Below are 13,168 nucleotides of genomic sequence, written 5' to 3'. Positions count from 1 at the left end.
GGAGCCGCTCGGCAGAAGCCCGGGATTGGTCGGCAGGAGCCCGGGGCCGCGCCCGGGCGCCTGCCCGGCCACGGTCAGGAGACCAGGCTCTGCTCCTCCAGCTCCGTCAGCGTCACGGTGCACAGGCCGCCGCGCTCGGCCTTCACGTTCGTCACCTTGAGCTGGGTGCCCGGCAGCAGGATGAACTCCTCCTCGCCGGTGAACGCGGAGTAGCGCTGGATGCCCGCGGCCCGGACGGGGAGCACCTCGAACAGCGTCCGCCTGCCCCGGCTGCCGAGGAACCCCTTCGCCACGCCGAGCTCCGAGGTGCAGGAGGAGACGCCCCACCAGGTGACGGTCCGTCCGAGCGGGTACTGGGCGCGCAGGTCCAGCGAGACCCCGCGCCAGAGCGGCTCGGTGCGGGCCGGGAGCTGCGACACCGCCGAGAACAGCAGCCGCAGGTACGGGAGGTACGGCACGACCCGGCTCCGGTCCGGTGCGCGCAGGATGGCGTTGATCTCCCGGTAGAACGCGGACTCGCAGGTGTAGAGGTAGAGCGCCGAGATGGCCTCGGCGGAGAGCCCGCCGGCCGCCGCCTCCTCCGCCCGCCTGCGGCCGAAGGCGTGCGACCGCTCGACGTGCCGGTCCAGACCGGACAGCAGCGCGGCCACCGGGGCGACGGCCTCGCGGAACTCCATCAGCGGGGTGTCGAACACCCCGGTGATCGCGGGCAGGACGAGCCCCTCGTCCTTGACGCTCGCGAGCCGCTCCAGGTAGAGCTGGTGCAGCTCCATCGTGGAGGTGATGAACGCGCCCATGCGTTCGGCGAGATCGCCGCCCTCCCCGCCGCCCTGCGCCGCGCCCTCGTTCCACCCCTTGGCCGGCAGCCAGTCGATCCCCTCGGCGCCCAGCGAGGCGAGCGCCGCGTTCACCATGGCGAAGTGGTCGCCGTCGCAGAAGATGTCGCCCTGCGCGGCCGGGTTGGCGTGGTCGATGTGCCGGACCTCGACCCCGGGGTACTTCTGCTGGAGCCGGAGCACGACCTTCTTCAGGCTGCGGGCGTGCGCGCCCCACCACGCGAAGACGACGCCCCGGTCCTCCTCGTTCTCGGCGTCCTGCTTGGCCCGGAGGATCTCCTCCACGATCCGCTCGGCGACCGGGCGCCAGAACGCGGTGTGCCGGTCGGTCGCCGTCGACCCGTCGCTGCTCGCGGTGAGCGCCGCGTTCAGCAGCAGCACGCCCTGGGTGAGCATCGCCTGGAACCACTCCGGCGGCTGCACGGTGTCCTGTTCCTTCAGCAGCCCGCGTATGTCGGCGATCGGCGTCTTCTTGGGGATGCCGTGCTTCCACATCGCCGCCGCCTTGATGATGCAGCGGATGCTGACCACCCGGCCGAACTGGCTGTCCTTCCAGTCGTGGAAGGTGTTGTCGAACATGGCGATGCCGGTGGCGCTCTCCGGCCGCGGGTAGGGGTTCTGGCCGAAGACGACGACCTTCCACTTGTGCGGCGCGTTGGGCTTGAGCGCCTGGAAGGTCAGCTCGCGGACGGGGACGACCTCCGGGCCGCGCCCCGGGCCGATGAACGCGGCCGCGTCCGGCTGGGCCTCGATGACCGGCTTCAGCAGCGGAAGCCACGGTTCTCCGCCGCCCTTGAAGAGCTCCGCGAGCGCCAGCGGGTCGCTGGGGTCGGTCGGGGCGGACGGCGCGGGGGCGTGGGCATCGCTCATGGTGGTGTGACTCCGTACAGCCGTGGTTCGGCGGACGTGACGGGGCGACCGGACGGACCACGGCCGGGTGCCGGCGGTCGTTCGGTGAGGGCCCGTCACCTCCGCGGCGGACTCCACTGTTGTACCGGCCCGGTCCGACAGTCGGCCGTCCGGTCCCGCCCGGCCCGCCTCCGCGCACCGCCGGTGCGGCACGCACCCGTTGTCGCCCTGTCAGTGGTCGGCGATAGCGTCGTCACCAGTTCGAGGAACCGTGTCCCGAAGGGGAGTGGAGCATGACCACCGATCGCCCGCAGACGCCGCTCAGGGTCGTGTTGACCGACATCAACGCGCCGGTCGTGGAGGCCTGGCGAGCCGCGTTCGCCGACACTCCGGAGATCGAGATCCGCCAGGGGTCGATCCTCGACGAGGTCGTCGACGCCTGGGTCAGCCCGACCAACTCCCGCGGCCGGATGGACGGCGGGGTCGACGCGGCCGTCAAGCGGCACCTGGGCGCCGGCATCCAGTTGCGCGTGCAGCGGGCGATCCGGGACCGCTTCGCCGGGGCGCTGCCGGTCGGGAGCGCGGTGTGCGTGCCCTCCGGCGCCACGAATCCGAAATTCCTGATCTCCGCTCCGACCATGCAGGAGTCCTCGCAGAACGTGAGCGAGACCCTGAACGTGGCCCTGGCCTGCGCCGCCGCGTTCCAGGCCGTCCACCGGCAGAACACGGCGGCGCCGGGCAGCATCCGCTCGGTCGCCCTGGTCGGCATGGGCGCCCGGACAGGCCGGGTACCGGCCCGCGTCTGCGCCAACCTGATGTGGACGGGTTACACCCTGTTCAACGACCACACCTTCGAGGACGACGACGACCTGCGCGCCACCATCACCGCACAGCTCCACGACCTGGAGAGCGCGCCCCCCGCGCAGCGGATACGCATCACCCCGCCCGCCCGCCGCACCGGCCGCCGCTGACGGGGGCGCCCGGCTCCCCTGCACCCTCCGTGACGACGAGCGCCCGGACCGGCCGCCGGGCCGGCCCGGTCCGCCCCGCCGCGCTCGCGGAGTCCGGCCGACCCCGGCAGGCTGGAAGGGGGGACCGAATGGCGTCGCACCGTTCAGGAGGAGCCATGGACGCGGCCGAGCTGACCGGGACCTACACCTACCGGAGCTTCCTGGAGCTGCCGGACCCGGTCCAGGACTTCAACAGACTGCGGTTCGCGCAGTTGGAGCTGAGACTGACGGCCGCGCCGGACGGCACCGTCAGCGGCCTGCTGGTCTTCCCGGCGCCGCCGGGCACCGAGGCCGAGGCCATGGTCATGACCGGCCAGGTGTCGGGCTCCTCGCCGGTGGCCTTCACCCTCACCGGCAAGGGCCGGCCCGGCACCCCGATCTCGGACTTCCACTACGACTACGACGGCATCATCCTGCACCACTGGGACACGGGGGTGAACCAGCGGACCACCCTCGCCGGCACCGTCCTGCGCGCCGAGCCCCACGGCACCGGCGAGAACCTGGCCCCGGCCGGCCAGACCGCCGGCTTCCTCGCGGTCAAGCGCAACGCCTGACCCTCCTCGGCCGGGTCCGGCAGGACCTGCCCCCACCACGGCCGGACCGATCTGCCAACGGCCCCCGCCGTTCGAGGGCCGCTCATCCAACTTCCTCTGCCCACAAGACAACTGATTGACCGCCAGTCATGCTCATGCTCGCAGGAGCTGTCCAGGCGCAGGCCCTACTATCGGTGGCGACACACGACTGACGCCGCGTCGGCGAGTGGTCCACCGTCACGCCTGCCCCACCAGCCACCCCTGCAAGGGAGCACCGTATGCCCCGGAGCCGGAAGCTCCATCGCCTCAGCAATCCCGACACCAGCGAGCGGCACGCCCAGCGGATGCTGTTCCGCCACCTCCGCGACGACACCAACGCGAACCGCGGCCGGATGGCCAAGCGGGTGCGCGAGCTCCAGCTCCTCCTGGCGATGGACCCGGTCGAGTTCGAGCAGCTGATAGCCCGGCTGATGGAGGCCATGGGCATGAAGGTCGAGCTCACCGCCCGCTCGCGGGACGGCGGGGTGGACGTGCGCGGGATCGACACGGATCCCTTCCGTGGCGGAAACGTGATCGTGCAGGTCAAGCGGTACCGGGACACCGTCACGCCGTCGGCCGTGCGGGACCTCTACGGCACGCTCCAGCACGACCGGGCCGCGACGAAGGGCGTCCTGGTCACCACCAGCCGGTTCGGCCCGAGCTCGCACCAGTTCGTGGCGGGCAAGCCCATCACCCTGATCAACGGCGCCGAACTGGTCGGCCTGCTCAAGCACCACGGTTTCCACGAGGTGTTCGCGGCCGCGCACCACGACTGCGCCGATGAGGGTGCCGGTGACCAGGGCGGCGACGGCCTGTCCGGGATCGAGCTGGCCACCGAGCCCGCCCGGCTCCTCCTGCACTGGACCGGCGAGGAGGAGTACGACATCGCCGCCCTGGTGTGCCAGGGGAACAGGGCGCTGTCGGACGAGCACCTGGTCTTCTACAACAACGCGTCCACGCCGGACGGTTCGGTCCGGCTGGTGACCGGCTACGGCGACGCGAACGCCTGTCTGATGGTGGACTTCGACGCGCTCCCCGCCGACGCCGACCGGCTCGTCATCGTCGCCGCGGCCGACACCGCGAACCGTCCGAGCGCCACCATGGCCGGGTTCGCCGGACCGGCGCTGATCCTCGAAGCCGGCGCCGACCAGGCCCCGGCCGTCGTGCACCTGGCCGACGGCGCCGAGACCAACACCGCGATGCGCCTGGGCCGCTTCGACCGCGACACCGTCGGGAACTGGGACTTCACCCCCGCCCTCGCCGGCTACCAGGGAGGTCTGCACCAGGCCGTCGTCGCCTACGGCCTGGAGGTCGAGGACGCGTAGCCCCCGCCCCCGCCCCCGGCGTCACGCCGACAGGTGGGCCTGGGCCACCAGGGCCGCGACCAGGGCCGCCGTGGCCAGCAGGAGGAGGGCCGCCGTCCAGGGGCGGCGGGCCCAGGCGGCCACGGCCGCCAGGACGAGGACGGTGGCCGTCTCGTAGCCGATGAAGTCGCCGTCCCGCCGGTGCAGGCGGCGGATCGCCTCCTGCCCGGCCGGGCCGTCGTACGACCGGGCCCAGCCCTCCATGCCGGAGTCGAGGAGCCGGGCGACGAGCGCCCCGGCGACGAGCAGCAGCAGGAGGAGGCCCAGGGCCACATCGGCCCCGGTGCCGGTGCGCGCGGGCCGCCGCAGGCGCCCGGGGCGGGAGGGGGTCTCGTCCATCCGGCGATTCTGCCAAGCCGCCCGGCCGGATTCCTGAGTACCCGTACTCATCTCCGGGCGCGGGCGGGATCATGGCCGGATCCGCCGGGCGGGGCTGCCGCGACGGGCATCGTTTCCCTACGCTCAACCGTCATGCGTATACCCGCCCCCGCACTGAGGCGCGTGCGCCTCATCGCCGTCATCGCCCTGTTCCTCGGCCTGCTGGGCTTCGGCCACCCGGCCTCCGCCGCCGAGCCCCCGCCGTCGTTCACCCTGAGCGTGGACCACCCCGTCGTGACTCCCGGCCAGGTCGGCACGCTGACCGTGACCTTCACCAATCACCAGTCCAGTGACGTGCGGTTCCTCTACGTGACGACCTACGCCTCGGAACAGACCTCACCGACCCCGATCGGCCCACGTTCGGAGTTCGTCTCCTGCACCGGTGACGCCAGCGCGTGCGGGTTCGAGCAGACCCAGTCGTACTTCAACATGACCGCCCCCGTCGTGCCCATCGCCCCTGGCGAGAGCCGCAGCGTGCGGCTCGCCTACCGGTTCACTCCCGAGTCCGACTGCCACAGCCCCTCCGTCGTCGCCTTCGGCGTCCTCTACTTCTACTACGAGTACGCGCAGGGCACGCAGACCTACGAGGGCAGGCAGTGGATCGAGGCGGGCGGCAGCCCGACCATCGCCATGACCTGCCCGGCCGCCGCGTAGCACGGACGCCGCGCAGCACGGACGCGCCCCCGGGGGCGGACCCGACTCGGGTCCGCCCCCGGGGGCGCGGGCGGGGTCAGGGCCGGATCGCGGACCAGGTCGCGGGCAGCGGGTCGAACCAGCCGATGACGCGGCCGCCGGGGTCGTGAACCGACCGGGCGTTCGCGACGGGCGCGACGTACAGGTCGTCGACCCGGCGGGCCAGGGCGGCGACGGCGACCTGGAGCTGCATCCGGGCGAGGGCGGCGCCCGGGCAGTGGTGGGTTCCCATGCCGAAGCCGAGGTGGGCGTTCTCGCCGCGCCCGATGTCGAAGCTGTCCGGGTCGGTGAACGCGCGCTCGTCCCGGTTGGCCGCGCAGAGCGCTCCCACCGCGACCTCGCCGCGGCGGATCAGCGTGCCGCCGACCTCGACGTCCTCGGAGGCGTAGCGGGGGAAGGTCGAGGTGCTGTGGAACGGCGTGAAGCGGATCAACTCCTCGACGGCGGAGGGCACGAGGTCCGGGCGGTGGCGCAGCCGCTCCAGCTCGGAGCGGTGGTGCATCAGCGCGCGGACGAAATTGGACAGCATCAGGACGGTGTTCTGGAGCCCGGGCAGGAGCAACCGCAGTGCGGCTGTGACCAGTTGGCGGTCCGAGAGCCGCTCCTCGCCCTCGCCGCGGGCCCGGATCATGGCGCTCAGCAGGTCGTCGGCGCTCCGCCCGGCCGGGTCGCGGGCGGCGATCAGCTCCGCCAGCCGGCGGGCGAGGGCGCGCCGGTCCTCCTGGTCCGCCCCGGACGGGGGCGACGCGGTGGTGGCCGCTCCCAGCAGCCTGGCCCGCACCCCGGGGCGTTCCCCGGCGGGTATGTCGAGCAGTTCACAAAGGACTTCGGCGGCAAGGGGTTTGACGAATCCGGCCATCAGATCGGTGGTCGCCCGGGCACCGGGCGGCCCGCCACGGTCGAGCCGGCCCAGCCGGTCCAGCAGCTCGTCGGCGGTCTTCTCGGCCGCCCCGCGCAGCCGCTCGATCTGCCGGGGCTTGAGGCCGCCCCTGGTCACCCTGGTCACCTGCGCGGAGGTCGGCGCCGGCTCCCGCCCGGGTGCTGCCGCCGTGTTCGCGCCGGTGGCGGCGACCGGGCAGCGCGCGGCCGCGTCGGCGGCCGGACCGGCTCCGTCGGGCGGGGTGGCCGGGTCGGCCGGCGGGGTCAGCCCGAAGCGGCTGTCGGTCAGGATCCGGCGGACGTCGGCGTACCGGGAGCAGAGCCACGCCGGACCGAGGTCCCTGACCTCGACCCGGCCGAGCCCCTCGGTGTCCCGCAGGCCGGCGTAGCGGTGGTCGAGGTCGAGGAGGTGGGGCTCCCCGAAGGGGTAGCGAAGCACCTCCGGTGCGGATTCGGGGTGAGTCACCGTTCGTTCCTTCCTGCGACGCGACGGGCTCGGGCGGCGTGGGTGAGGCGTGGGTGAGGCGTGCGTGAGGCGTGCGGACCGCGGGCGTTCAGGAGCGCGGCGCGACCTGCCAGCCGAAGCCGTCGTCGTCGCCCGAGGCCCCGCGGCTCCCGGCGGCCGGGGCGGCGGCGGTCGCCGCGAGGCGGGCGGGCGACCGCCTCATGTCCGAACCGGCCTTGGTGCCAGCGAAGTTGCTCATGGTCCTGCCTCCGGGGGGGTGCGGCATGGGTGTCGGAAACCTGTATACAGGGGCTTTCCGGGCTGGTCAGCAGATTGCACCGGCCTCGGGCCGACATGGCAGGGACAGTCCGTCCGGGCGCCGGGAGGCCGGTTCAGGCCAGGCCTTCGGGGGTGCAGGAAGTGACCACTACCGCCCGCTCCGACCCGGGCCACAGCATGGGACCAGTCAGCAGCCCGCTGACGACCACCAGCCGAAGGAGACTGCGATGTCCGCGTTCGAGGAGCTTGAGGAACTGGTCAACACGATGGCTGCCGCCGAGCCGGCCGAGGTCGACGAGGACGGCCTCGGCGACGTGGCGTGGAAGGTCTCGTACTCGACCTTCTACAACAACTAGCAGTGCCGGCAGGGGCACTCGCCGCACCGCGCCGGAGGATCTCCTCCGGCCGGGCGACGGGTGCCCCTGCCTCGTCCGCCGCACCGTACCCCTACCGTCCGTGCGCGATGTGCGCCTGCGGATCCGCCCGGCGGGTCCCCGTCGATCCGAGGAGCTCGACCATGAACTTCGTCATTCCGGACGAGAAGGTCCAGCAGGGCGTCAAGGTCCTGCTGGACGACTACGTCCTCGTCAACAGCACCGACACCTTCGTCATCACCTACACCCCGGACAGCCGCGACCCGGCGGCCTGGCTGGCGCTCGCGCTCCGGCACCGGGGCTTCACGGCGCCGATCGTCCCGATGCGCAAGCTGGAGGACCCGGAGTTCGCCGGGCGCCTGGAGGCGGTGCTCCCCGACCCGGAGACGCTGCCGGGCCGTCTGGTGATCCTCACCCTGGAGCGCGACACCATGTCGCACTTCAACGTCTTCGAGAACGCGCTGCGGAGGTTCGGCGGCGACCGCACGATGATCCTGCGGATCATCAGCGCCTCCACCGCGTTCTTCACCAAGTCCCTCAACCTGGCGCCGGCGCAGCTGACCCGGTTCAACGCGACGCTGCTGGAGCGGGTGAAGCCGGCCCGCAAGGTGCGGGTCACCAGCCGGGGCGGCACCGACCTGACGATCGAGCTGGACGCGGACAAGTACCACTGGATCAGCAACCGGGGCGTCTGGCGGCCCGGCGGCTTCACCATCCTGCCGGCCGGCGAGGTCGCGACGTACCCGGTCACGGTCGACGGCGTGCTGGTCGCGGACGGCGCGTTCAACGCCAACATCATCACCCCGCTGAACGCCAGCCTGGCGGCCAACCCGGTCCGGGTGGAGATCGAGAACGGCCAGGCCGTCTCCCTGACCTGCGCCGACCCGGAGCTCGACGCGATGTTCCAGCTCTGCCTGAACAGCCCCTACGGCCGCAACGTCGGGGAGTTCGGCCTGGGCACCAACCGGGGCATCGACGAGTTCATCACCGCCAACTCGCACATCAACGAGCGGCGTTGCGGTGTCCACCTGGGCTTCGGCCAGCACAACCAGCGGGTCAGCAAGGTCCCGTACATCGCGGACGTCCACCTCGACCTGATCACCGCCGGCGCGCTGGTCTGGGTCGACGACGATCCGGAGCCGATCGACCTGGAGACCTTCACCGCGACCGACGCGGAGCACCCGGCGGACGCCCTGGACGAGGACATCACCGGCGACTGCTGCGGCCTGGGCTACGGCCAGCTCGAAGGCCTGGCCGCGTGCGTCGTCCCCGGCAGCCCGGTGCGGGTCCAGCGATGACGGCGGCGAACGGCACCGCCACGGTCGCCCCCGCGCCCGCCGCCGGAGCGTCCGCCGAGGTCTCCGCCGACAACTTCGCCCGGCGCGGCTACGTGATCCTGCGCGGCGTCCTGGACGCCCCGGAGGTCGAGCGCGCCCGGGCCCTGTGCTCCGGCTACCTCACGGGCACCGGCTCGCAGGAGATGCTCACCAGCGACTTCCTCGCCGACGACTTCCTGGCCGGCATCGTGCTGCGCGAGCGCGTGGTGCGCGCCGCCAAGGAACTGCTGGGCGAGGACCACCCCGTGCTGTACCCGAACTGCACGGCGCGCAAGAACGTGTACGTCCCCTGGCACGTCGACGCGACCTTCGTCGGACCGACCGCCTCGTACGTCTGGGAGCCCGGGTTCGCCCACGTCCAGTGCGGGCTGTACCTCCAGGACAACGACCCGGTCGGCGGCGGCGGCATCGACGTGGTGCGCGCCTCGCACCTGATGTCCTTCGACGGATACGGCACCACCGAACCGGAGTTCGACATCCCGGCGCGGACGGTGGGCGAGTCGGATCTCCGCGAACGCGTCGATACCCGAGCGGGCGACGTCGTGATGTGGAACGCTCGTCTGATGCACACCAGCACCACCGTCCTGCGGGACCCGGGCCGGGAGAAGTTCGGGGTCTTCTTCAGCTACGCCCGGCCCCATGTGCGCGACAACCACCGCTTCCTGAGCCAGATCGCCGTGGACTCGATGCGGACGATGAACGGCGTCTCCCGGCTGATCCCCCGGCTGGCCGAGATCGCCCGGATGCGCTACCCGGAGAGCTTCCCGGCCTGGTTCGCCCAGGGAGCCACCGACGCGGGCGTCCGCATCCCCACGCTCTGAGAGGACCGGCGTGAAAGGACGAGCGACGTGACGACGACGGCACTGGCCGGCGGGGGTGAGCAGACCGCGGACCCGCCGGTCTTCCCCGACCGGCCGTTCCGGGCCCTGTGGGCCGCGACCGGTCTCTCCCAGGTCGGTTCGGCGGTCAGCAACGTCACCATCCCGATGTGCGCGGCGGTCACGCTGGGCGCCTCGGCCCTGGAGATGACCTCGCTGGCGGTGGTCGAGGTGCTGCCGTCGCTGCTGATCAGGCTCCCGGCGGCGGCGTGGTCCGACGGGCTGCGCCGTCCGCGCGCGCCGATGATGGCGGCCTGCAACCTGGTGCAGGCCGCCATCATGGGGTCCGTACCGCTGCTCTGGTGGCTCGGGGCGCTGCACATCGTGCTGCTGCTGGCGCTGACCGCGGTGGCCTCGGCGGCGCTCGGGGTGTACTCCGCGCTGTCCAGTCCGCTGCTGGTGCAGATCGTCCCGAAGGCGAACCTGGTGGAGGCCAACGGGAAGATCTCGGCGACCCGCAGCGTCGCGGACATCAGCGGGCCGGCGCTCGGCGGCGCCCTGCTCGCCCGGGTCGCCGCGCCGTACGTGGTGCTGGTCGACGCGCTCTCCTTCCTGGCCTCCGCGGCCCTGCTCACCCGGGTCCGGCCCGCGAGTGCCGACACCGGGCCGGCCGACGCGGTGGCCGGTGGGCCCGCGGGCGCCGCCGATCCCACCGGAACCGCCGAAGGCGCCGTGCCCGCCGAGCCCGTGAAGACCGTGAAGACCGCGAAGACCGCGAAGACCTCCACGACCTGGAAGCAGCGGCTCGGCGCCGCCGCCAACGTCCGCCTCGCCCTCGCGATGGGCCGGCAGTCCGGGGTCCGGGCGGTAGTCACGGTGTCCTTCGTCAACGGGGTCACCCAGCCGGTGCTCGTGCTCTTCCTCGTGCACGCGGTGCACATGGGCCCGTCGCTGATCGGCTCGCTGCTGGCACTCGGCGCGGTCGGCGGGGTGACCGGCGGCATGCTCGTCGGCCGCGCGCAGAAGCGGTTCGGGTCGGGCCGCACGCTCGCCCTGGGCACCGCCGTCAGCCTGCTCTCGCTGGCCCTGCTGCCGTTCGCCGCCGCCGGGCCGAGCGCGATGGCCGGGCTGGTGCTGCTGGAACTCGCGGGCAGCTTCGGGGGGACGCTGCTGATCGCCAGTGTCTTCGGCAGCCTGCAGGCCGCGGCGCCGAAGGACCGGATCGCCCAGGTGATGGCGATGGCCTTCGTGCTGTTGCAGGCCGCCAGCCTGATCGGGGTGCCGGTCGGCGGCGCCCTGGCCGTCGCCTTCGGGACGCGGTGGGCGATGATCGCCGCGTTCGCGGTGATGGCCGCCGCACTGGGCCCGCAACTCGTCCGCTGGGCCCTGACCCGGTGGGCCCCGGATCCGCCCATCATCCTCTGACGGTCCTTCGGGAGCCGGCCCCCGCCCGGGGACCGGCTCCGGGGGCCGGGCCCTGAACTCCGGCCCCCGGTACCGGTCCGGCCGCCCACCCACCGCGGTTCCGGTTCCTCGGAGCCGCGGTGACCGCGCGGCGGAACCGGCCCGGGACCGGCTCGCAACGACGTACGTGAAGGGGTCGGCGTGAGAACGCGACGCGTGAGGTCTGACCAGCCGGCCGGAAGGGGTCCGGGGCGCGACGGCGCCCGAGCCCCCCGGACCGGACCGCACGCCCCGGCCGGGAGCGGGTCCACCCATGTACTTGACCAAGACCACGGTTGACACCCCGGGCGCCGCGCCGCAGTCCGCGCGCGAGCTGCACCGGCACCTGCTGTGCAGCAGGGCCGGTACCGACTGCCTCCAGCACGCGCGGATCGACGTGCACGAGGGCTTCGTGGTGTTCAACCTCTATGTGCAGGCCCGCGACCTGCTGGACGCGGCGCGGGTGGCCGAGCAGCTCTGCTGCCGGACCATGGCCGGCGCCGGAACCTGCCCGAGCTGGGCCGTCCGCTCCACCGAGGTGGGGCCCTGAGGCCGCCGGGGACCGCGTTACTCCAGGTCGTCCGGGGTGATCCAGGCCCGCGAGACGGCCTGGGCGCCGGCCTGGAACCTGCTGCGCGCACCGAGCCTGGTGTGCAGGTCCGAGGCGACCCGGCGGGCCGTGCGGACCGAGACGCCCAGCTGCCGGGCGATCGCCTCGTCGGTCAGCCCCGCGGCCAGCAGCCTGAGCACCTGGCGCTCCTGGCCGGAGAGCCCGACGTCGTCGCGCCGGCGCGCGGCGCCGAGCACGGTCGCGGACCGCCAGACCGAGTTGAACAGCGCGGTGAGGGCCGTGATGATCCCGACGCTGGAGATCACGACCGCCGCGGTGCCCTGCTCGTCGGCCGTGTCGAGCGGCACCACGGCCACCCGCCGGTCGACGATCAGCATCCGCAGGGGCAGCGACGCGGTGGTGCGCACCTCGCTGCCGAGCCCGCTGAGCCACTGGGCGTACTCCAGCGTCGGCCGGTGGTTGCGGACACTGTCCTGGTAGACCGTGCGCAACCGCACCCCGCGGTCGATCGCCTCGGCGTCCAGCGCCCGGCTGGCGTTGATGTTCTCCTCCGACTGGGCGCCGCCCGGCATGAAGGAGCTGGCCTCCCACTCGCAGCTGCGCGCGAGTTCGCTCAGCCGGTCGCGGATCGCCTCGATGCCGGACAGCCGCTCGATGCCCGGCTCGGTCTCGGCCGGGCGGCTCTCCGCGCGCTCGGCCAGCAGGGTGGACAGCGCGGCCGTCCCCTCCTCGATCTGCTGGTGCCGGCGGGCCATCTCGGCCTGCTGACGGGCCACCAGCGCCGAGAGTCCGATCTCCGGCCGGACGGCTCTTGGCCCGGGCCGGCCCGGGAACACCTGGAGCAGCGAGATGCCGGTGAGCTCGTCGAGCGCGACCCGGATCTGGGCGTGGTCCACGTCGAGCCGGCGGGCGAGGACGTCGAGGCTCTCGTCCGGGTGCTGGAGCATCGCGAGGTACACGGACTCGGCGAGGCTGCTCAGCCCAAGCCCTTCGAACATTGACCACTCCCTCCAGGGCTCGTCCGACCGTCCCGCCGGGACGCGGGTCGACCGTCCCGGCGGGGCGCGAATTCCGGACATGCCCTGACTCGGTCCGGCGGCTGACGTCGGCGCACAACCCCTGCTCTCGACGTGCACGCACTGAGTCCGGCAATTGACTTTCACAGACTGGCACTTGACGTGGCCACCCACAAGTGAGCCTGCGACGGCAGGCCGACGGCGGCGGCGCCGGCGGCCGGTGCGCCCCCCGGCGCGTCCGCCCCGGCGCCGCCCGGTCCGGCGGCCCGTCCGGCATCGTCGCGGGTCAGCGGCGCTCCGGGGG

The 13,168-nt window shown here is 73.0% G+C and carries 14 protein-coding genes; 9 read left to right on the top strand and 5 right to left on the bottom strand.

Annotated features, from left to right (window positions below; translation table 11 throughout):
* Nucleotides 1-74: 74 nt before the first annotated feature.
* Nucleotides 75-1,706, bottom strand: coding sequence for an ADP-ribosyltransferase domain-containing protein (locus ACFWA9_RS21335; RefSeq protein ID WP_380388911.1), 1,632 nt, complete (start codon nt 1,704-1,706; stop codon nt 75-77).
* Nucleotides 1,707-1,978: 272 nt separating this feature from the next.
* On the opposite strand from ACFWA9_RS21335, the gene ACFWA9_RS21330 reads away from it, so the two are divergent.
* The 3 genes from ACFWA9_RS21330 to ACFWA9_RS21320 all read left to right on the top strand — a co-directional run bounded on the left by ACFWA9_RS21330 (nt 1,979) and on the right by ACFWA9_RS21320 (nt 4,592).
* The gene (locus ACFWA9_RS21330; protein WP_380388909.1) at nt 1,979-2,656 is read left to right on the top strand and encodes a macro domain-containing protein; all 678 of its coding nucleotides are present in this window, start codon (nt 1,979-1,981) and stop codon (nt 2,654-2,656) included.
* Nucleotides 2,657-2,811: 155 nt separating this feature from the next.
* Nucleotides 2,812-3,249, top strand: a complete 438-nt coding sequence (locus ACFWA9_RS21325) for a hypothetical protein (protein WP_329486290.1) — start codon at nt 2,812-2,814, stop codon at nt 3,247-3,249.
* A 257-nt stretch (nt 3,250-3,506) separates the two neighbouring features.
* Nucleotides 3,507-4,592: a restriction endonuclease gene (locus ACFWA9_RS21320; protein ID WP_352291380.1), complete on the top strand. Its 1,086-nt coding sequence runs from the start codon at nt 3,507-3,509 to the stop codon at nt 4,590-4,592.
* A 21-nt stretch (nt 4,593-4,613) separates the two neighbouring features.
* Here ACFWA9_RS21320 and ACFWA9_RS21315 read toward each other — a convergent pair whose 3' ends face one another.
* Nucleotides 4,614-4,970: a DUF6234 family protein gene (locus tag ACFWA9_RS21315; protein WP_380388907.1), complete on the bottom strand. Its 357-nt coding sequence runs from the start codon at nt 4,968-4,970 to the stop codon at nt 4,614-4,616.
* A 132-nt stretch (nt 4,971-5,102) separates the two neighbouring features.
* Here ACFWA9_RS21315 and ACFWA9_RS21310 point away from each other — a divergent pair, with 132 nt between their 5' ends.
* Complete coding sequence (locus ACFWA9_RS21310; RefSeq protein ID WP_380388906.1) at nt 5,103-5,663, top strand: hypothetical protein; 561 nt, start codon at nt 5,103-5,105, stop codon at nt 5,661-5,663.
* Between the two features lie 76 nt (nt 5,664-5,739).
* Here ACFWA9_RS21310 and ACFWA9_RS21305 read toward each other — a convergent pair whose 3' ends face one another.
* Both ACFWA9_RS21305 and ACFWA9_RS21300 read right to left on the bottom strand, forming a co-directional pair.
* Nucleotides 5,740-7,047 carry a cytochrome P450 gene (locus tag ACFWA9_RS21305; protein WP_380388904.1) on the bottom strand — a complete coding sequence of 436 codons (1,308 nt, stop codon included), beginning with the start codon at nt 7,045-7,047 and terminating at the stop codon, nt 5,740-5,742.
* Between the two features lie 88 nt (nt 7,048-7,135).
* The gene (locus tag ACFWA9_RS21300) at nt 7,136-7,285 is read right to left on the bottom strand and encodes a hypothetical protein (protein WP_352291384.1); all 150 of its coding nucleotides are present in this window, start codon (nt 7,283-7,285) and stop codon (nt 7,136-7,138) included.
* A gap of 247 nt (nt 7,286-7,532) precedes the next feature.
* Between ACFWA9_RS21300 and ACFWA9_RS21295 the strand changes: the two genes are divergently transcribed.
* From ACFWA9_RS21295 to ACFWA9_RS21275, 5 genes are all read left to right on the top strand, one after another.
* Nucleotides 7,533-7,661 (top strand): hypothetical protein, encoded by a 129-nt coding sequence (locus ACFWA9_RS21295; RefSeq protein WP_329486296.1) that lies wholly within the window; start codon nt 7,533-7,535, stop codon nt 7,659-7,661.
* A gap of 161 nt (nt 7,662-7,822) precedes the next feature.
* Entirely contained in the window at nt 7,823-8,977 is a 1,155-nt protein-coding gene (locus tag ACFWA9_RS21290; protein ID WP_329486297.1) for a hypothetical protein, read from the top strand.
* A complete protein-coding gene (locus tag ACFWA9_RS21285; protein WP_380388902.1) occupies nt 8,974-9,837 on the top strand; it encodes a phytanoyl-CoA dioxygenase family protein in 864 nt (287 codons plus the stop codon). The genes ACFWA9_RS21290 and ACFWA9_RS21285 overlap by 4 nt, the downstream gene beginning before the upstream one ends.
* A 27-nt stretch (nt 9,838-9,864) precedes the next feature.
* A complete protein-coding gene (locus ACFWA9_RS21280; RefSeq protein WP_380388900.1) occupies nt 9,865-11,259 on the top strand; it encodes an MFS transporter in 1,395 nt (464 codons plus the stop codon).
* A 292-nt stretch (nt 11,260-11,551) separates the two neighbouring features.
* Nucleotides 11,552-11,827 (top strand): hypothetical protein, encoded by a 276-nt coding sequence (locus tag ACFWA9_RS21275; protein WP_329486300.1) that lies wholly within the window; start codon nt 11,552-11,554, stop codon nt 11,825-11,827.
* A gap of 17 nt (nt 11,828-11,844) precedes the next feature.
* Here the strand turns inward: ACFWA9_RS21275 and ACFWA9_RS21270 are convergent, their stop codons facing one another.
* Nucleotides 11,845-12,846 (bottom strand): LuxR C-terminal-related transcriptional regulator, encoded by a 1,002-nt coding sequence (locus ACFWA9_RS21270; protein ID WP_352291388.1) that lies wholly within the window; start codon nt 12,844-12,846, stop codon nt 11,845-11,847.
* Between the last annotated feature and the right edge of the window lie 322 nt (nt 12,847-13,168).

The organism is Kitasatospora sp. NPDC059973 (assembly GCF_042737525.1).
Taxonomy (GTDB): domain Bacteria; phylum Actinomycetota; class Actinomycetes; order Streptomycetales; family Streptomycetaceae; genus Kitasatospora.
The sequence above is the reverse complement of the archived record's forward strand: the minus strand, read 5'-3'. Positions and strand labels throughout refer to the sequence as shown.

Excerpts from the sequence above, each read along its gene's own strand:
- ACFWA9_RS21335 (WP_380388911.1), bottom strand. The coding sequence starts at position 1,706 with ATGAGCGATGCCCACGCCCCCGCGCCGTCCGCCCCGACCGACCCCAGC.
- ACFWA9_RS21330 (WP_380388909.1), top strand. The coding sequence starts at position 1,979 with ATGACCACCGATCGCCCGCAGACGCCGCTCAGGGTCGTGTTGACCGAC.
- ACFWA9_RS21325 (WP_329486290.1), top strand. The coding sequence starts at position 2,812 with ATGGACGCGGCCGAGCTGACCGGGACCTACACCTACCGGAGCTTCCTG.
- ACFWA9_RS21320 (WP_352291380.1), top strand. The coding sequence starts at position 3,507 with ATGCCCCGGAGCCGGAAGCTCCATCGCCTCAGCAATCCCGACACCAGC.
- ACFWA9_RS21315 (WP_380388907.1), bottom strand. The coding sequence starts at position 4,970 with ATGGACGAGACCCCCTCCCGCCCCGGGCGCCTGCGGCGGCCCGCGCGC.
- ACFWA9_RS21310 (WP_380388906.1), top strand. The coding sequence starts at position 5,103 with ATGCGTATACCCGCCCCCGCACTGAGGCGCGTGCGCCTCATCGCCGTC.
- ACFWA9_RS21300 (WP_352291384.1), bottom strand. The coding sequence starts at position 7,285 with ATGAGCAACTTCGCTGGCACCAAGGCCGGTTCGGACATGAGGCGGTCG.
- ACFWA9_RS21295 (WP_329486296.1), top strand. The coding sequence starts at position 7,533 with ATGTCCGCGTTCGAGGAGCTTGAGGAACTGGTCAACACGATGGCTGCC.
- ACFWA9_RS21290 (WP_329486297.1), top strand. The coding sequence starts at position 7,823 with ATGAACTTCGTCATTCCGGACGAGAAGGTCCAGCAGGGCGTCAAGGTC.
- ACFWA9_RS21285 (WP_380388902.1), top strand. The coding sequence starts at position 8,974 with ATGACGGCGGCGAACGGCACCGCCACGGTCGCCCCCGCGCCCGCCGCC.
- ACFWA9_RS21275 (WP_329486300.1), top strand. The coding sequence starts at position 11,552 with ATGTACTTGACCAAGACCACGGTTGACACCCCGGGCGCCGCGCCGCAG.
- ACFWA9_RS21270 (WP_352291388.1), bottom strand. The coding sequence starts at position 12,846 with ATGTTCGAAGGGCTTGGGCTGAGCAGCCTCGCCGAGTCCGTGTACCTC.